The following is a 17,073-nucleotide window of genomic DNA, read 5'->3' on the forward strand; positions in this document are numbered from 1 at the left end:
AGAGAGGTTCCCCTGATGAACATAAAAACATTATTTCTAGCCATCGCGCTGAGCATCCTGACGGCGCTGCCTGTTGCCGCCAGCGCCGCGGTTTCTTTTGATCTGACGCCGGCCGGCGTGACGATCCATATTGGCGATCGCGATCATCGAGGTTACTACTGGGATGGTTATGACTGGCGCGCCCCGAAATGGTGGCAGGAGCATCATGGCCGCCATATCGGCGAGAAAGGGCCGCGCGGCTACTGGAACGGCAGCGGCTGGCAGACCCATCGCCCTGAGGCGCATCACGCGCACTCCGATCGTAAAAAGCCGGTGCATCATCAGGAGCTGCCCCATGAACGCCCGGTAGCGCACCGTGACGGACACAGTAACGATCGTGTCACGGCAGAGCATCACGGCCATGGCGCAGCAGGCCATCGTCCCGATTTCCAGCCGCACGGCTAAGCGTATTGCGCCGGGCCGCCGCGCCCGGCTGCTCTTATTCCTTTCTTTTTTTCCTCCAGCCACTACAATCAAATCTCTGTTTTCCTTATAAAACTACGGCTATGTCGCTGTTAACTGAACTCTCTCGCCAGGCGGATCGCCGCGCTTATCATTGGCTGGCCTGGCTGAGCGCCACCCTGCTGGTTATTACGCTGATCAGCCTGTGCGCGGGAGAGGAGTGGATTCTGCCTGACCGCTGGCTAAGTGAGGAAGGCAAGCTGTTTGTCTGGCAGCTGCGCCTGCCACGGACGTTAAGTGTCTTGCTGGTCGGCGCTTCGCTGGCGACGGCGGGCTGTGTGATGCAGGCGCTGTTTGAAAATCCGCTGGCGGAGCCCGGCCTGCTTGGCGTCTCAAATGGCGCAGGCATCGGGCTGGTGCTTTGCGTCCTGCTGGGCAACGGCGATTTTTGGGCATTCAGCCTGGCGGCCATTGCCGGGGCGCTGCTGGTCACGCTGATTCTGCTGCGTTTTGCCCGGCGCCATCTTTCCAATAGCCGTCTGCTGTTAGCAGGCGTTGCGCTGGGGATTATCTGTAGCGCGGCGATGACCTGGGTGGTTTATTTCAGCAGCAACCTCGATTTGCGTCAGCTGATGTACTGGATGATGGGCGGTTTTAGCGGTATTGACTGGCGCTATCGCTGGTTGATGCTGGCTTTGTTGCCGGTGCTTGGCTGGCTAAGCGCGCAGGCGAAAATTCTGAATTTACTGGCGCTGGGCGAAGTCAGCGCCGGTCAGCTTGGCCTGTCGCTTTTCCTGTGGCGTAACCTGTTGGTGGTGTCGATTGGCTGGCTGGTGGGCGTCAGCGTCGCGCTGGCCGGCGCGATAGGTTTTATCGGCCTGGTAGTGCCGCATTTGCTGCGCCTGAACGGGCTTACCGATCACCGCATGCTGCTACCGGCCAGCGCTCTGGCGGGGGCCGCCGTATTGCTTGCTGCCGATATCATTGCCAGACTGGTACTGACCGCAGCGGAATTGCCCATTGGCGTCGTCACCGCTACGCTGGGGGCGCCGCTGTTTATTTGGCTGTTACTCACTCAGCGCCGCTAAGGGGCTGAACCACACACCGAAACAGGAAATACCTATGAGCATTTACGATACTGAACTGGTTATGCTGGATGGTAAACGCACCACGCTGGGACAATGGCAAGGCGATGTGCTGCTGATTGTTAACGTGGCTTCCCAGTGTGGCCTGACGCCGCAGTATAAAGAGCTGGAGAACCTGCAGCGTGCCTGGAATAAGTCCGGTTTTAACGTGCTGGGCTTTCCGTGCAACGCTTTTCTCGGTCAGGAACCAGGCAGTAATGAAGAAATCAGAGATTTTTGCAGCACCAACTATGGCATCAGCTTTCCGATGTTCAGCAAAATCGAAGTGAATGGTCCGGAACGTCATCCCCTTTATCAACAGCTGATCGCCGCCTGTCCTGAAGCGGTGGAGCCAGAAAATAGCGGCTTCTATGAACGTATGGCGAGTAAAGGCCGGGCGCCAAAAGAGAAGGGCGATATTTTATGGAATTTCGAGAAATTTCTGGTCGGGCGCAACGGGGAAGTCGTGCAGCGCTTTGCCCCCGATATGACTCCGGAAGATCCCATCGTGATGGAAAGCATTAAACTCGCATTGGCAAAATAATGCTGTTATCGATTGAGCAGGCGACCGTACCGGGACGCCTGCAGGCTTTCAGCGCTCAGGTTAATAGCGGGGATCTTATCCATCTGCTGGGTCCGAATGGCGCCGGTAAAAGTTCTTTGCTGGCACGCCTGGCCGGGCTATTACCGGGCCAGGGCGTGGTGCGCCTTGTTGGCAAGCCGCTGGAGGCATGGCCGCGAACATTGCTGGCGCGCCGGCGCGCCTGGCTGCCGCAGCAGCAGCAGCAGCCGGGGCAGATGGCGGTGTTTCACTATTTACAGCTGCATCTGGCGGAAGAAAAGCCCGGTCAGGATACGCTGTTAGCTCATCTGATCGCCGCTTTTCAGCTACGTGATAAACTCACGCGGCCGTTAACCCAGCTTTCCGGCGGCGAATGGCAGCGGGTAAGGTTGATGGCGGTACTACTGCAGGTTTGGCCCTGCGCCGCGCAGCCAGCAACGCTGCTATTGCTGGACGAGCCTTACGCCGGGCTGGATGTGGCGCAGCAGCAGGCGCTGGATGGTGAATTAACGGCTTTTTGCCGTGCGGGCGGCGCGGTGATCACCAGCGGTCACGATCTTAACCATAGCCTGCGTCACGCACGTAACGTTTGGCTGATGCAGCAGGGAAAAGTCGTACAACAGGGGCGTGCCGAGGCCGTTTTGCAGCCAGATACGCTACGGGCGCTCTATGGCCTGGCTTTTCGTAAGCTGCAGTCGGAAGGAGAGAGCTGGTTAGTCGCTGAAGAGATGCGCTGAGAGGATTGCCAGCGTAAAGGCTTACCGCTACAGTTAGCCCGGCTCCGCTTATACAGGAAGGACTCAGGTTATGCGAATCGGCGTGTTAATTTTACTTAGTGTATTGCTTATCGGCTGTAGTCATCACGCGCCACCGCCTAATGGGCGTCTTGCTGATTCCATTACCGTTATTGCCGAACTCAACGACCAGCTAAACCGCTGGTACGGTACCCCTTATCGCTACGGCGGCCTGAGTCGCAGCGGCGTTGACTGCTCCGGATTCGTTTATCTTACTTTTCGCGACCGCTTTAATTTACAGCTGCCGCGCAGCACCCGCGCCCAAACCGATATTGGAACGCGCATCGATAAAGATCAATTGCTGCCAGGCGATTTAGTCTTCTTTAAAACCGGCCGTGGGGAGAATGGTCTGCACGTGGGCATTTACGACAGTGATAAACAATTTATTCATGCCTCTACCAGCAAAGGGGTGATCCGTTCTTCACTGGATAATAGTTATTGGCAAAAAGTATTTTGGCAGGCACGAAGAATTTAAGATTAACCTGTTGAAAAATCACCAGTCGATTCAGAAAATGCTCATTTAACCAGCGTTTAAAATATGAAATGATAAGCAGGAAATGTCGCGCTGAAATGAATGAAAATTCAGCTTTACATAAGCGGTGTTTTTATTTGTTTTCTAAGTAAGATATTCCCAAAATCAACAAGAATTATCATTAAATCTTATTTATTGATGTGATTAGATGCACAAAAACATAAGCGCCCATAACGATAAATTTGAGTTATACGTTGCAGTATCAGTAGGTTACTGCGCATGAAAGAGCGAAAAGGGCTGCCATCTATCATTAAGGATGCTATTGATTGTAATTTTTCCTTAGTATAGGATGCCCAAATTGCCACTTTTTTATGGCTAAAAAAAATGACAACTCCTGTTTTTGCTGATTATTTTATTCATACAGCCTTCAACCCTGTTTATGCTTTAAATGGCCGGTTACTTGCCGTAGATTTGCTATCCAGCTTTACTCACACATCTCTTAACGTTGTTGTACCACAGGATATACTGTTATCTCAGTTCGACAGTGAACAACGTTTACAAACCTTACAAAAGCAGATTGGCATTATTGAGCATTACCATGATTTTTTTCTGCAGAATAATGTTGCGGTAATTTTGAACGTGGATGAAGAGATGGCTGAGACCATTTTATCCAGTGAATTTCTGCTGCGTAAACTGCGTCCGTTTCAGGCGCTGGAATTAGCTATCGGTGAGAATTTTCCGAACTTCAGGGCCGGTAAAGAAGATCCATTATTAAGCGCGCTGAGCGATAATTTTAACCTGACGCTGAATAATTTTGGCTCAGGTAAAGCGCCCGCCAAAGCGGTTTACGATAATCTGTTTGCCCGCATCAGGCTGGATAAACATTTTTTGCAGCAGACGCTCAAGCGCGTCACCTATGCTTCGATGTTAAAGGCTATTGTTCATCAGCTCAGCGATCACTGTCAGCAGTTTATTGTGACGGGCGTGGACGATCCCGCCACGCTGAACCACATCGCGCCGTTTGGCTTTGCCGGTATGCAGGGCGCGCTGTTCCCGCCCGTTCCGGAAAACGAACTGGCTACCCTGACGGAGCAGCCTGACGGCTTTTCTGACGGCCAGTGCCGATAAACCCGCGCGGTTTTCTGTTTACCTCTCCACATCAGGGTTACACTTAAACTCTACTGCGGCAAACGGAGGCAGCATGGAGTTTAATAACACCTGGCATAATGAATTAAGCGGATTTTATACCGCGCTGAAGCCGACACCGCTTAAACAGGCTCGTCTGCTTTACCACAGCGAGTCGCTGGCGCGTGAGCTGGAGCTGGACGAAAGCTGGTTTCGCGAGGATAAAACCGATATCTGGAGCGGCGCTACGCTGCTGCCTGGCATGCAGCCGCTGGCGCAGGTTTATAGCGGCCATCAATTTGGCGTCTGGGCCGGTCAGTTGGGCGATGGACGCGGCATTTTGCTCGGAGAGCAGCAGCTCGCCGACGGCAGGAAGTTTGACTGGCATTTAAAGGGCGCGGGCTTAACCCCGTATTCGCGGATGGGCGACGGACGCGCCGTGCTGCGCTCGACGGTGCGAGAGTTTCTCGCCTCTGAGGCGCTGCATCACTTAGGCATTCCCACCAGCCGTGCATTGACCATCGTAACCAGCGATGAGCCGGTGTACCGTGAAACCAAAGAGCGAGGGGCGATGCTGCTGCGCGTAGCGGAAAGTCATGCGCGCTTCGGCCATTTTGAACATTTCTTTTATAACGGCGAGCCGGAAAAAGTGCGGCAGCTGGCAGATTATCTTATCCATCATCACTGGCCGTCGCTGGAGTCGCAGCCGGATCGCTATCTGCTGTGGTTTAGCGATGTCGTGGAGCGTACCGCGCGCCTGATCGCCGCCTGGCAGAGCGTGGGTTTCGCGCATGGAGTGATGAATACCGATAATATGTCGGTGCTGGGCCTGACGCTGGACTACGGTCCTTACGGCTTTCTGGATGATTATCAGCCGGGCTTTATCTGTAATCATTCTGATTATCAGGGCCGTTACGCCTTTGATAATCAGCCGATGATCGGCCTGTGGAATCTTAACCGGCTGGCGCATGCGCTGTCGGATCTGATGACTACCGATCAGCTGAAACAGGCGCTGAGCCGTTACGAACCGGCGTTGATGGCGGCGTGGGGCGAAAAGATGCGCGCTAAGCTGGGCTTCCTGACGCCGCAGGCGGAGGACAACGAACTGTTGACCGGGCTGTTGTCGTTGATGAGCCAGGAGGGCAGCGACTATACGCGTACCTTCCGTATACTAAGCGAGACGCAGCAGCAGGAGAGCCGTTCGCCGCTGCGTGACGAATTTATCGATCGGGCGGCGTTCGACCAGTGGTATCTGCGTTATCAGCAACGGCTATTAAAGGATGAGAGCAGCGATGCCGATCGCCAACAGCGAATGAAAGCGGCAAACCCCGCCGTAGTGTTACGTAATTATCTGGCCCAGCAGGCGATTGAGGGCGCAGAGCGGGATGACATCAGCATATTGCGGCATCTGCATCAGGCGCTGTGTAATCCGTTTAGCGATGCGCCGGAATATGCCGATTTCACCCGACGTCCGCCGGATGAAGGCAAGAGAATCGAGGTCAGCTGTTCAAGCTAAGCGGTTAATAAACGAGCTGATGGCGCATCGACATTAGATAAAAATAAGGTGCCTGCACGGGAAGTGCAGGCACCGTGTGAAGCTAAAAGCGGCTGTCAATCGCGTCAGCCAGCCGCGCCAGCACCGCTTCGCTATCTTCCCAGCCGAGGCAGGGATCGGTAATGGATTGACCGTAGGTCAACGGTTTGCCGCTCACCACCGGCTGATTGCCTTCCTGCAAAAAGCTCTCAATCATCACGCCGGCTATAGCGCGCGATCCGTCGCGGATCTGCTGCGCAACCGATTCGGCCACGTCACGCTGACGCCGGTGCTGCTTCAGACAGTTGCCGTGACTAAAATCCACCACCAGATGTTCCGGCAGATCAAACTCGCGCAGGCTGGCTACCGCATCCGCTATATCCTGCGGATGATAGTTCGGCACTTTACCGCCGCGCATAATGATATGGCCGGATGGGTTACCGCTGGTCTGATAAATGGTCATCTGACCATGCTTATCGGGCGACAGAAACATATGGCTGACCCGAGCCGCACGAATGGCATCCACTGCAATGCGCGTATTGCCGTCGGTGCCATTTTTAAAACCGACCGGACAGGAGAGGGCCGACGCCATTTCACGATGGATCTGACTTTCTGTGGTGCGGGCACCGATCGCGCCCCAGCTCACCAAATCGGCAATAAACTGGCCGATCACCATATCTAAAAATTCCGTCGCCGTTGGCAGGCCCAGCGTATTAATATCCAGCAGCAGCTTACGCGCGATGCCCAGCCCCTCGTTAACCCGAAACGAGCCGTCAAGATCGGGATCGGAAATCAGTCCCTTCCAGCCGACCACGGTACGGGGTTTCTCAAAATAGGTGCGCATCACGATTTCAAGGCGAGAGTGATACTTATCATGCAGCGCTTTAAGCTTAGCGGCATACTCCAGGGCGGCGCGAGGATCGTGCAGCGAGCAGGGGCCGATAATCACCAGCAGACGCGGATCGTCACCGGCAAGGATGCGCGCGATGCGCTGGCGCGCCGCGGTAACATTCGCCGCGATGGCCTCGCTTATCGGGTACTGCTCCGCCAGCGCAGCGGGCGTCACCAACGTATCGATGCGGGCAGTTCGTAATTCATCAGTTTTGTTCATTGAGATCTCAAAATTATGTCTTCGCAGCGGCAGAAGTGCCGGGAAGTGATGGCGATCACAATAAACCAACCAGCAGTAAATTCAACCGCCTGAAAGGGGTAAAAGCGTGGAGTTGCGCACACCAGCTGTCAGATCCCCGCTTAATACATCCGGCGATTCAGTCCCATAATATCGAGAATTTTGGTGGCGATCTCTTCAACCGAGTAGTTAGTGCTGTTGAGATAGCGGATTTGATGCGAGCGAAACAGCGCTTCCACTTCGCCCACCTCCAGCCGACATTGACGCATTGAGGCATAGCGTGTGTTCTCGGCCCGCTCCTGACGAATCGCCGCCAGCCGCTCAGGATCGATGGTTAAGCCAAACAGCTTATGTTGAAAAGGCTTCAGCGCCGGCGGCAGCTTCAGGTTATCCATATCATCGGCGATAAATGGATAGTTGGCGGCGCGCACGCCAAACTGCATTGCCAGATAGAGGCTGGTGGGTGTCTTACCGCAGCGGGAAACGCCCAGCAGGATAACCTGCGCCTCGTCGAGGCCGCGCAGTGAAATACCATCGTCATGCGCCAGGGTATAGTCGATGGCGGCGATGCGCGCGTCATATTTTCCGAGGTTGCTGGCGGTTAAGCCGTGGGTGCGGTGCGCCACCGGCGCAGGCGCAATACCTAACTCCTGCTGCAACGGCGCCACCAGCGCCTGCACAATATCCTGACAAAAGCCGTCGCTTTGCAAAATAATGTCGCGCACCTCTGGCAGAACAATGGAAAAAAACACCAGCGGGCGCAGGCCGCTTTGCTGATAAATGGCGTTAATCTGCGCCTTTACCGCCTGCGCACGCTGCACATTCTCTACAAAGGGCAGGGTAAAGCTGTTGGCCAGCACCGGGAACTGCGACATAACCGCATGTCCCAGCACCTCAGCGGTGATCGCGGTGCCGTCAGAGATATAAAAAACGCTGCGTTCTGCCGTCATACTTATTTTCTCTTAAACAGGGATAACTGAGCCTGGCAGATAATCAGCAATAAAATCAATCAGCAATTTCGCATACTGGCTGAAACCTAATTTTCAAAAATAATTAATTTGAATGTTTTATTTTTTAGGGTTTTGGTGTGCGCTTAATCTATAAAAAAATGAAATGGCGTTCCTGTTTTCATTTATCAAATACGCTATCTGTGCTGAATAAAGCTTGAAAAAACAGTGTCTCAGCGTTGCGCAACGAAATAAAGCAGGTAAAGCGGTTACATTAATTTATCTGCTTGAATAGATTGATGTAATTCAAAGGTAATTTTGTTGCGCAAACGCGTGTTTATAGGCGGAGTTTTCTTAAAAAGCTTTTTTTAGCCTGCTTTAACGATTCAACATTTTCGCTTTTACAGGGCCTTATGCCATGCTGAATAAGCGTTATACCCGCCATACTTCAGGTTGCAGGTAGCCTGGCTTTCCTTGCTCACTCCGGTTCCTTACTGGCGTAAGCATCCGGGAATTAATGAGAGACAGTCTTGTCTCTCACCAGGGCTGGCTGCGGCTGTTTAAATTCGTTCCTGACGAGTTTTTCACGGCGCCGCCGTCGGCTTGCAACGCGAATTATTCAGGGTAAGAAGCGCAATTTTTTCTGTGTGCCCCTCAAATTTATCATAAAAGGATTGTCCTAATGTCCAATCAAGGTGAAATGCCGCTAGTGCTCTGGTATAGCCAGTTAGGCATGAACGATGTTGATCGCGTGGGAGGAAAGAATGCCTCTCTCGGTGAAATGATTACTAACCTGTCGTCGCTTGGCGTATCCGTTCCTGACGGTTTTGCGACCACCTCGGAAGCATTCAATCAATTCCTCGATCAGAGCGGCGTTAACCAGCGTATCTATGCCTTGCTGGATGAAACCGATATTGATGATGTGGATGAGCTGGCCAAAGCGGGTAAACAGATCCGTCAGTGGATTGTTGAAACCCCTTTCCAGCCAGCGCTGGAAGAGGCAATACGCGAGGCCTATCAGCAGCTGTCGGCTGATGATGATGAAGCCTCTTTTGCCGTGCGCTCTTCGGCCACCGCCGAAGATATGCCGGATGCCTCGTTCGCCGGCCAGCAGGAAACCTTCCTTAACGTGCAGGGTATCGATGCGGTAATGGTGGCGGTAAAACATGTTTACGCTTCGCTGTTTAACGACCGCGCCATCTCTTACCGCGTGCATCAGGGCTACGATCATCGTGGCGTGGCGCTCTCCGCGGGCGTGCAGCGCATGGTGCGTTCCGATGAGGCCGCATCCGGCGTAATGTTTACCATCGATACCGAATCGGGCTTTGATCAGGTGGTGTTTATTACCGCAGCCTGGGGCTTAGGCGAAATGGTGGTGCAGGGCGCGGTTAACCCAGATGAGTTTTACGTGCATAAACCGACGCTGCAGGCCAACCGTCCCGCTATCGTGCGTCGTAATATGGGTTCGAAAAAAATCCGCATGGTGTATGCCGATTCGCAGGCGCATGGCGAGCAGGTAAAAATTGAAGACGTGCCGCAGCAGGATCGTGACCGTTTCTGCCTCAGCGATGATGAAGTGCAGGCGCTGGCACATCAGGCAATGCAAATTGAAAAACATTACCAGCGCCCAATGGATATCGAATGGGCGAAAGATGGCCACACCGGCAAGCTCTATATCGTTCAGGCGCGTCCGGAGACCGTACGTTCTAACGGACAGGTCATGGAGCGCTACACGCTGCAGGGCAAAGGCCAGGTGGTGGTTGAGGGACGTGCCATCGGTCATCGCATCGGCGCAGGCGAAGTGAAGGTTATTCACGATATCAGCGAAATGAACCGTATCCAGAAGGGTGATGTACTGGTCACCGATATGACCGACCCGGACTGGGAACCGATCATGAAAAAAGCGGCGGCGATCGTGACTAATCGCGGCGGGCGTACCTGTCATGCGGCGATTATCGCCCGCGAGCTGGGGATCCCGGCGGTGGTCGGCTGCGGCGATGCTACCGATCGGCTGAAAGATGGGCATAAGGTGACCGTCTCCTGCGCCGAAGGGGATACCGGCTACGTCTACGATGACCTGCTCGACTTTGAAGTGAAAAGTTCACAGGTCGATAAAATGCCGGAGTTACCGTTAAAAATCATGATGAACGTCGGCAACCCGGACCGGGCGTTTGATTTTGCCTGTTTGCCTAACGAAGGCGTAGGCCTTGCGCGTCTGGAATTTATCATCAACCGCATGATTGGCGTGCATCCGAAAGCGTTGCTGGAGTTCGATCAGCAGACGCCAGAGCTGCAGCAGCAAATCCGCGAATTGATGAAAGGCTTTGACGATCCGGTTGAGTTTTATGTGGGACGTCTGACGGAAGGGATCGCCACACTGGGCGCCGCTTTTGCGCCGAAGCGCGTGATTGTGCGTCTGTCGGACTTTAAGTCTAACGAATACGCCAATCTGGTCGGCGGCGAGCGTTATGAACCGGAAGAGGAAAACCCGATGCTGGGCTTCCGCGGTGCCGGACGCTACGTCGCGGATCGCTTCCGTGACTGCTTTGCGCTGGAGTGCGAAGCCGTGAAGCGCGTGCGTAATGAGATGGGGCTGACCAACGTCGAAATTATGATTCCTTTCGTACGTACCGTGGCGCAGGCCGAAGCGGTTATCGAAGAGCTGGCGCGTCAGGGACTGAAGCGCGGCGAAAATGGTCTCAAGATCATTATGATGTGCGAAATCCCCTCAAATGCGCTATTGGCGGAGCAGTTCCTTGAGCACTTCGACGGTTTCTCTATCGGCTCGAACGATATGACGCAGCTGGCGTTGGGGCTGGATCGCGATTCCGGCGTAGTTTCCGAACTCTTTGACGAGCGTAACGAGGCGGTGAAGGCGCTGCTGTCGATGGCGATTCGCGCCGCTAAAAAGCAGGGCAAGTATGTCGGCATCTGTGGTCAGGGGCCGTCCGATCATCAGGACTTCGCCGCCTGGCTGATGGAAGAGGGCATTGACAGCCTGTCGCTTAACCCTGATACGGTGGTGCAGACCTGGCTTAGCCTGGCTGAGATAAAGTAAAAGATCCCTTAATAATGTTACTTATCTATAAAGGCCGGAATTTCCGGCCTTTTTACTGGGAAAAAAGGGCAAAAAAAAGCCCATCACATGGGATGGGCAAAGACTACACACAGCAATTCTTCACTTTACTCAGGGGAAAAAGGTTGTTTAAAAATCATAGGTTTGATCCTAAACATGGCACTCATAGTATTCAGCTACGGCTTGCCAGTCATTAAGAATCCTCTTATTAGTTAATCGTTCGTTATATTTTATCCCGGCCTTCAGGCCGATCGGGCCCGAAAACTGTGCCACCGGTAATCAGTTTCACGTTGGCACTACCTCAAAAGGCGTAACAACGAATAAAATATAAGAGAGCTTAATGGAATTTTTTAGGGCAAATAGGGGGAATGTGCCGGACAGCGCTTCCTGTCCGGCAAAACGGGTTAATGTGAGGCGCTATTTTGCTTTACTTCTTCTTCATGTTCCGCCAGTTCCTCAACAACATCTTCAGGATCCTCTTGCGGCATCGGCGCTTCATGCATCCAGACTGAGACCAAACGATAAGAGACCGCCAGCACAACCGGTCCAATAAACAGGCCAATCATACCAAAAGCCACCAGGCCGCCGATAACCCCCGAGAGGATCAATATCATCGGTAAATCGGCGCCCATACGTATCAACACCGGACGCAGCACATTATCCAGCGTACCGACGACGCAGCTCCATACCAGCAGCACGGTGCCCCAGGTTGTATCGCCGCTCCAGTAAAGCCAGATAACCGCCGGAATCAATACCGGTAACGGACCCGCCTGCACCAGACAGAACAGAATCATCAGCACTGTCAACAGCGTAGCGTAAGGGATGCCGGCCACGGCGAGGCCAATTCCGCCCAGCACGCCCTGCACCAGCGCGGTAACCACTACGCCCAGCGCGACCGCGCGAATCGCCTGCCCGGCCAGCAGCACCGAGGCATCGCCCCGACGTCCCGCCAGACGGAAAGCGAAGTGACGTATCCCATCGCCAACCTGCTCACCGCGCCAGTAAAGCAGCACGCTGAACAGCAGCATCAGCCCCAGGTGCAGTAGAAAACGACCGAAATGGCCCGCCTGAGCGACAAAAAAGCCGGTGGTGCGCCCGACGTAGGGCTGCACTTTCGCCATCACGGCGCTGCCGCCGCCATCCAGCAGCAGGTGATAACTGTTGTACAGCTTGTTGCCGACCATCGGTACCTCATTCAGCCAGGTCAGCTGTGGCGGATGCAGGTTGCCGGACGTCGCCCAGGCGATAACCGGTCCGGTATTGTCGATCAGGCTATTGACCAGCAGTGCGACGGGAATAATAAACAGCAGCAGCAGGATCAGCGTCATGACGATAATCGCCAGCGTACGTCGTCCCCAAAGCAGGCCCTGCAGCTTAATCATCAGCGGCCAGGTGGCAATCACCACCATTGCTGCCCAGGCAAATCCTAAAATAAATGGCTGCACTACCCAGAAGCAGGCAACAATCATCAGCAGGATGAACATCAAAGAGAAGAGGATTTGCGTTAAATCCATATCCTGTTGCAGTTTTCTCATACGAAAAAAAGATCCTTAATATGCGCCTTGCGATTATGAACAGCCCATTGCCGCTCATCACATAATAATGCGTGATTTCTTTACGTTGCGACAGGGTTAAGCGCCGGAAGTTTTTACCTTTCCTGAAAAAACAGCGGGCCATAAAAAAATGTGATACAACGAGATTTCACTGATAAAACAGCAAGCGCAAACGATACACAACATTTGGTCACCCGATAATGATCCCACAGATTTCTCAGGCGCCAGGCCTTGTGCAACTGGTGCTGTCATTTTTGGACACGCTTAAACAACAAGGTTTCACCGGCGATACGGCCACCAGCTATGCCGATCGTCTTACCATGTCGACCGATAACAGCATTTATCAGCTGTTGCCGGATGCGGTGCTTTTTCCCCGCTCAACGGCGGATGTCGCGCTGCTGGCCCGGGTGGCGGCAATGCCGCAGTTTTCCCGTCTGATCTTTACCCCGCGCGGCGGCGGCACCGGCACTAACGGGCAGTCGCTTAATCAGGGCATCGTGGTCGATATGTCGCGCTATATGAACCGTATCCTGGACATCAACCCGGAGCAGGGCTGGGTGCGGGTGGAAGCGGGCGTAGTAAAAGATCAGCTCAATGCCTTTCTTAAGCCTTACGGCTACTTTTTCTCGCCGGAGTTATCAACCAGCAACCGCGCCACGCTGGGCGGCATGATCAACACCGATGCTTCCGGGCAGGGCTCGCTGGTTTACGGCAAAACCTCCGACCATGTACTGGGTCTGCGGGCGGTGGTGCTGGGCGGCGATATTATCGACACCCGCGCCATGCCGGTAGCGCTGGCAGAGCAGCTGGCCGCCGGGCAGACGCCGGAAGGGCGCATTTATCACACCGTGCTGTCACGCTGCCGCGAGCAGCGCGCGCTGATTAACGAAAAATTCCCGCCGCTGAACCGCTTCCTGACCGGCTACGATTTACGTCATGTGTTCAGCGACGATCTGCAGACGTTCGATTTAACCCGCATTCTGTGCGGAGCGGAAGGCACGCTGGCTTTTATCAGCGAAGCGCGGCTGAATATTACGCCGCTGCCGGCGGTGCGCCGTTTGGTGAACATCAAATATGACTCGTTTGATTCAGCGCTGCGTAACGCGCCGCTGATGGTAGAAGCCAACGCGCTGTCGGTAGAGACCGTCGATTCAAAAGTGTTGAATCTGGCGCGTGAAGATATCGTCTGGCATTCGGTGCGCGAGCTGATTACCGATGTGCCAGGCAAAGAGATGCTGGGCATTAACATTGTGGAGTTCGCCGGTGACGATGCGCCGCTGATCGACAGCCAGGTGACGGCCCTGTGCCAGCGTCTCGATGCGTTGATGGCGCAGCAGCAGGGCGGGATCATCGGCTATCAGCTATGTAACGATATCGACGCTATCGAGCGCATCTACAATATGCGTAAAAAGGCGGTCGGCCTGCTGGGCAATGCTAAAGGACGCGCCAAGCCGATTCCCTTTGTCGAGGATACCGCAGTGCCGCCGGAGCGGCTGGCGGACTACATTACCGAGTTTCGCGCGCTACTGGATAACCATGGCCTGAACTACGGTATGTTCGGCCATGTAGATGCCGGCGTGCTGCACGTGCGCCCGGCGCTGGATATGTGTGATCCGCAGCAGGAGATGCTGATGAAGCAGATCTCCGATGAAGTGGTAGCGCTGACGGCGCGCTACGGCGGGCTGCTGTGGGGCGAACATGGCAAAGGGTTCCGGGCGCAATACAGCCCCGCCTTTTTTGGCGACACGCTGTATGAGGAGCTGCGCCGGATCAAAGCGGCGTTCGATCCCGCCAATCGCCTGAACCCCGGCAAAATCTGTACGCCGTACGGCGTGGATGAGCCGATGATGCAGGTTGATGGCGTTAAGCGCGGCTATTATGACCGCCAGATCCCGCTGGTGGTGCGCAATGAGTGGCGCGGCGCAATGGAGTGCAATGGCAATGGCCTGTGCTTTAATTTCGACGTGCGTAGTCCGATGTGCCCCTCGATGAAAATTACCCGCGATCGTATCCACTCCCCGAAAGGGCGCGCCACGCTGACGCGCGAATGGCTGCGTCTGCTGGCGGAAAAAGGGGTTGATCCGTTGACGCTGGAGCGGCAGATCCCGGAATCCGCCATTAGCCTGCGCGGCTTAATCACCCGCACCCGCAACAGCTGGTATGCACGCAAAGGCGAATATGACTTTTCGCATGAAGTGAAAGAGGCGATGTCGGGCTGTCTCGCTTGCAAAGCCTGCTCGACGCAGTGTCCGATTAAAATTGATGTTCCGGCGTTCCGCTCGCGCTTTTTGCAGCTCTATCACACACGTTATCTACGACCGCTCAGCGACCATCTGGTGGCGGCGGTAGAGAGCTATGCGCCAATGATGGCGCGCGCGCCGCGCGCTTTTAACTTCTTCCTGCGTCAGCCCTGGTTGCGTAACCTGAGCCAGCGTCATATCGGCATGGTCGACCTGCCGCTGCTCTCTTCGCCCACGCTTAAACAGCAGCTGGCGGGCCATACCGCAGCTACCACCACGCTGGAGCAGCTGGAGCGACTGGACGCCGCGCAACGTGAAAAAACGGTGCTGGTGGTGCAGGATCCCTTTACCAGCTATTACGAAGCGCAGGTGGTGGCGGACTTTGTGCGCCTGGTTGAAAAGCTGGGATATCAGCCGGTGCTGCTGCCGTTTTCGCCCAATGGCAAAGCGCAGCATATTAAAGGCTTCCTGAAACGCTTTGCCCGTACCGCGCAAAAAACCGCCGATTTCCTCAACCGGCTGGCGCAGCTGGGGATGCCGATGGTGGGCGTCGATCCGGCACTGGTGCTCTGCTATCGCGATGAGTATCAGCAGACGCTGGGCGATAAACGCGGCGACTTCCATGTTCAGCTGGTGCATGAATGGCTGCATCAGGCGCTGTCGTCACGCGCGATTCAGCCGCTGGCCGGGGAAGCCTGGTATCTGTTCGCCCACTGTACGGAAGTGACCACGCTGCCCGCCACGCCGCATCAGTGGGCCGCTATTTTCGCGCGTTTCGGCGCCCGGCTGGAAAACATCAATGTCGGCTGCTGCGGCATGGCGGGAACCTACGGCCATGAGGCGAAAAACCTGAATAATTCGCTGGGGATTTATGAGCTCTCCTGGCATCCGCAGTTGCAAAAACTGCCGCGGCAACGCTGCCTGGCCACCGGCTACTCCTGCCGTAGCCAGGTGAAGCGTATCGAAGGCAACGGGATGCGACATCCGCTGCAGGCGATACTGGAGCTTATTTGATGGCGATCTGGAAACGACAGGCAACTCTGGCGCAGCTGAACGCGCGCGGCGAAGGCTGTTTGGTTGGACATTTAGGCATCCGCTTTACGGCGATGTATGATGACGGATTGGAAGCCACCATGCCGGTTGATGCCCGCACGCGCCAGCCGTTTGGTCTGCTGCACGGCGGCGCGTCCGCAGTGCTGGCGGAAACCTTAGGCTCGATGGCCGGATATCTCTGCACCGAGGAAGATCAGAGGCTGGTTGGCCTGGAGATTAACGCCAACCATCTGCGGGCAGTTCGTGCAGGCGAGGTGCGGGGCCGCTGCCGGCCGCTACATCTTGGGCGTGCGCATCAGGTGTGGCAGATAGAGATTTATGATCAGCAAGACCGTCTTTGCTGCAGTTCACGGTTGACCACGGCGGTGAGGTCCGGCGTGGACGGCGGCTGAGCCTTACCAGATCCAGCCGGCATGCTTCACGAAATCGCTCTGTAATACGGTCGCCTTTTCCCAGTCGCCGCTCATTGTCAGCTGGTGGCAAAGTTTAGTCAGCGTATGGCGTGCCAGCTGGCACGCCTGCAGGCGAAACAGCCGCTCCCGCTCGGTATTGTTCACTTCCTGCAGCAGCCGGTGGTGAAGTTTTCCCAGCGCATGCAGATAACTTTGCTCGTCGCCATTGAGCTGGCAAAGTTCGGCCATATCTAAGCAGGTGTCATTAAAATTGCGAAGTTGATCGAGTGAGCAGTCAGGACGGTTCAGTTTGGCCTGCGCCAGATAAAAATCCACCGTAATGTCGCGTACGGCAAACTTATACTCATCGATTTTATATTGCAGCCAGGCATTGACAGAGACGTTCATGCTTCACCTGAGGTATGTTAATGATAATCATTATCATAATAAAATTGCTTCAGGTTGCAATGCCAGGGTGCAATAATTTATCGATTAATGCGGCCTGTTGATAAAATCGGCAATAGCAATCCCAACCTCCTTCATCAGGCGTAAAATAACTGATAGGGCAGGTTAACTCAGGTAGCCCTTTTTAAATGAATGATTTTAAAATATTATTCTCGCCGCAAATGCG

At 54.6% G+C, this 17,073-nt stretch carries 14 protein-coding genes and 1 other RNA gene; 10 read left to right on the top strand and 5 right to left on the bottom strand.

Translation table 11 applies throughout. The features are described from left to right. Positions 1 to 15: 15 nt before the first annotated feature. The 7 genes from K6958_RS09835 to K6958_RS09865 all read left to right on the top strand — a co-directional run bounded on the left by K6958_RS09835 (position 16) and on the right by K6958_RS09865 (position 6,034). A complete protein-coding gene (locus K6958_RS09835; protein WP_249894460.1) occupies positions 16 to 444 on the top strand; it encodes a DUF2502 domain-containing protein in 429 nt (142 codons plus the stop codon). Between the two features lie 101 nt (positions 445 to 545). After that, positions 546 to 1,529 (top strand): vitamin B12 ABC transporter permease BtuC, encoded by a 984-nt coding sequence (gene btuC / locus K6958_RS09840; protein WP_249894461.1) that lies wholly within the window; start codon positions 546 to 548, stop codon positions 1,527 to 1,529. Between the two features lie 34 nt (positions 1,530 to 1,563). Then, on the top strand, positions 1,564 to 2,109 hold the full coding sequence (locus K6958_RS09845; RefSeq protein WP_249894462.1) for a glutathione peroxidase: 546 nt from the start codon (positions 1,564 to 1,566) through the stop codon (positions 2,107 to 2,109). Continuing rightward, positions 2,109 to 2,864: a vitamin B12 ABC transporter ATP-binding protein BtuD gene (gene btuD / locus K6958_RS09850; protein WP_249894463.1), complete on the top strand. Its 756-nt coding sequence runs from the start codon at positions 2,109 to 2,111 to the stop codon at positions 2,862 to 2,864. Before K6958_RS09845 ends, btuD begins: the two co-directional genes overlap by 1 nt. 70 nt (positions 2,865 to 2,934) lie before the next feature. Further along, entirely contained in the window at positions 2,935 to 3,396 is a 462-nt protein-coding gene (locus K6958_RS09855; protein ID WP_249894464.1) for a C40 family peptidase, read from the top strand. 381 nt (positions 3,397 to 3,777) lie between these two features. Further along, entirely contained in the window at positions 3,778 to 4,521 is a 744-nt protein-coding gene (locus tag K6958_RS09860; protein WP_249894465.1) for an EAL domain-containing protein, read from the top strand. Between the two features lie 73 nt (positions 4,522 to 4,594). After that, a complete protein-coding gene (locus tag K6958_RS09865; protein ID WP_249894466.1) occupies positions 4,595 to 6,034 on the top strand; it encodes a protein adenylyltransferase SelO in 1,440 nt (479 codons plus the stop codon). Between the two features lie 82 nt (positions 6,035 to 6,116). On the opposite strand, the gene K6958_RS09870 is transcribed toward K6958_RS09865, so the two are convergent. Further along, the gene (locus K6958_RS09870; RefSeq protein ID WP_249894467.1) at positions 6,117 to 7,163 is read right to left on the bottom strand and encodes a 3-deoxy-7-phosphoheptulonate synthase; all 1,047 of its coding nucleotides are present in this window, start codon (positions 7,161 to 7,163) and stop codon (positions 6,117 to 6,119) included. Between the two features lie 140 nt (positions 7,164 to 7,303). After that, complete coding sequence (gene ppsR / locus K6958_RS09875; RefSeq protein ID WP_434085207.1) at positions 7,304 to 8,131, bottom strand: posphoenolpyruvate synthetase regulatory kinase/phosphorylase PpsR; 828 nt, start codon at positions 8,129 to 8,131, stop codon at positions 7,304 to 7,306. 679 nt (positions 8,132 to 8,810) lie between these two features. On the opposite strand from ppsR, the gene ppsA reads away from it, so the two are divergent. Next, positions 8,811 to 11,186: a phosphoenolpyruvate synthase gene (gene ppsA / locus K6958_RS09880; RefSeq protein ID WP_249894468.1), complete on the top strand. Its 2,376-nt coding sequence runs from the start codon at positions 8,811 to 8,813 to the stop codon at positions 11,184 to 11,186. 68 nt (positions 11,187 to 11,254) lie between these two features. Here ppsA and rprA read toward each other — a convergent pair. Together rprA and ydiK are read right to left on the bottom strand one after the other, a co-directional pair. Next, positions 11,255 to 11,364: antisense sRNA RprA (gene rprA, locus K6958_RS09885), an RNA gene on the bottom strand. Positions 11,365 to 11,608: 244 nt separating this feature from the next. Then, on the bottom strand, positions 11,609 to 12,739 hold the full coding sequence (gene ydiK / locus K6958_RS09890) for an AI-2E family transporter YdiK (RefSeq protein ID WP_249894469.1): 1,131 nt from the start codon (positions 12,737 to 12,739) through the stop codon (positions 11,609 to 11,611). A 218-nt stretch (positions 12,740 to 12,957) separates the two neighbouring features. On the opposite strand from ydiK, the gene ydiJ reads away from it, so the two are divergent. Both ydiJ and K6958_RS09900 read left to right on the top strand, forming a co-directional pair. Further along, complete coding sequence (gene ydiJ, locus K6958_RS09895; protein ID WP_249894470.1) at positions 12,958 to 16,011, top strand: D-2-hydroxyglutarate dehydrogenase YdiJ; 3,054 nt, start codon at positions 12,958 to 12,960, stop codon at positions 16,009 to 16,011. Continuing rightward, on the top strand, positions 16,011 to 16,442 hold the full coding sequence (locus tag K6958_RS09900) for a hotdog fold thioesterase (protein ID WP_249894471.1): 432 nt from the start codon (positions 16,011 to 16,013) through the stop codon (positions 16,440 to 16,442). Before ydiJ ends, K6958_RS09900 begins: the two co-directional genes overlap by 1 nt. A gap of 3 nt (positions 16,443 to 16,445) precedes the next feature. On the opposite strand, the gene K6958_RS09905 is transcribed toward K6958_RS09900, so the two are convergent. Beyond that, positions 16,446 to 16,850 (bottom strand): hypothetical protein, encoded by a 405-nt coding sequence (locus K6958_RS09905; RefSeq protein ID WP_249894472.1) that lies wholly within the window; start codon positions 16,848 to 16,850, stop codon positions 16,446 to 16,448. Positions 16,851 to 17,073 lie beyond the last annotated feature (223 nt).

The organism is Mixta hanseatica, from assembly GCF_023517775.1.
GTDB classification, from domain to species: Bacteria; Pseudomonadota; Gammaproteobacteria; order Enterobacterales; family Enterobacteriaceae; genus Mixta; species Mixta hanseatica.

Coding starts and splice junctions, on each gene's coding strand:
- K6958_RS09835 (WP_249894460.1), top strand. CDS start 16: ATGAACATAAAAACATTATTTCTAGCCATCGCGCTGAGCATCCTGACG.
- btuC (WP_249894461.1), top strand. CDS start 546: ATGTCGCTGTTAACTGAACTCTCTCGCCAGGCGGATCGCCGCGCTTAT.
- K6958_RS09845 (WP_249894462.1), top strand. CDS start 1,564: ATGAGCATTTACGATACTGAACTGGTTATGCTGGATGGTAAACGCACC.
- btuD (WP_249894463.1), top strand. CDS start 2,109: ATGCTGTTATCGATTGAGCAGGCGACCGTACCGGGACGCCTGCAGGCT.
- K6958_RS09855 (WP_249894464.1), top strand. CDS start 2,935: ATGCGAATCGGCGTGTTAATTTTACTTAGTGTATTGCTTATCGGCTGT.
- K6958_RS09860 (WP_249894465.1), top strand. CDS start 3,778: ATGACAACTCCTGTTTTTGCTGATTATTTTATTCATACAGCCTTCAAC.
- K6958_RS09865 (WP_249894466.1), top strand. CDS start 4,595: ATGGAGTTTAATAACACCTGGCATAATGAATTAAGCGGATTTTATACC.
- K6958_RS09870 (WP_249894467.1), bottom strand. CDS start 7,163: ATGAACAAAACTGATGAATTACGAACTGCCCGCATCGATACGTTGGTG.
- ppsR (WP_434085207.1), bottom strand. CDS start 8,131: ATGACGGCAGAACGCAGCGTTTTTTATATCTCTGACGGCACCGCGATC.
- ppsA (WP_249894468.1), top strand. CDS start 8,811: ATGTCCAATCAAGGTGAAATGCCGCTAGTGCTCTGGTATAGCCAGTTA.
- ydiK (WP_249894469.1), bottom strand. CDS start 12,739: ATGAGAAAACTGCAACAGGATATGGATTTAACGCAAATCCTCTTCTCT.
- ydiJ (WP_249894470.1), top strand. CDS start 12,958: ATGATCCCACAGATTTCTCAGGCGCCAGGCCTTGTGCAACTGGTGCTG.
- K6958_RS09900 (WP_249894471.1), top strand. CDS start 16,011: ATGGCGATCTGGAAACGACAGGCAACTCTGGCGCAGCTGAACGCGCGC.
- K6958_RS09905 (WP_249894472.1), bottom strand. CDS start 16,850: ATGAACGTCTCTGTCAATGCCTGGCTGCAATATAAAATCGATGAGTAT.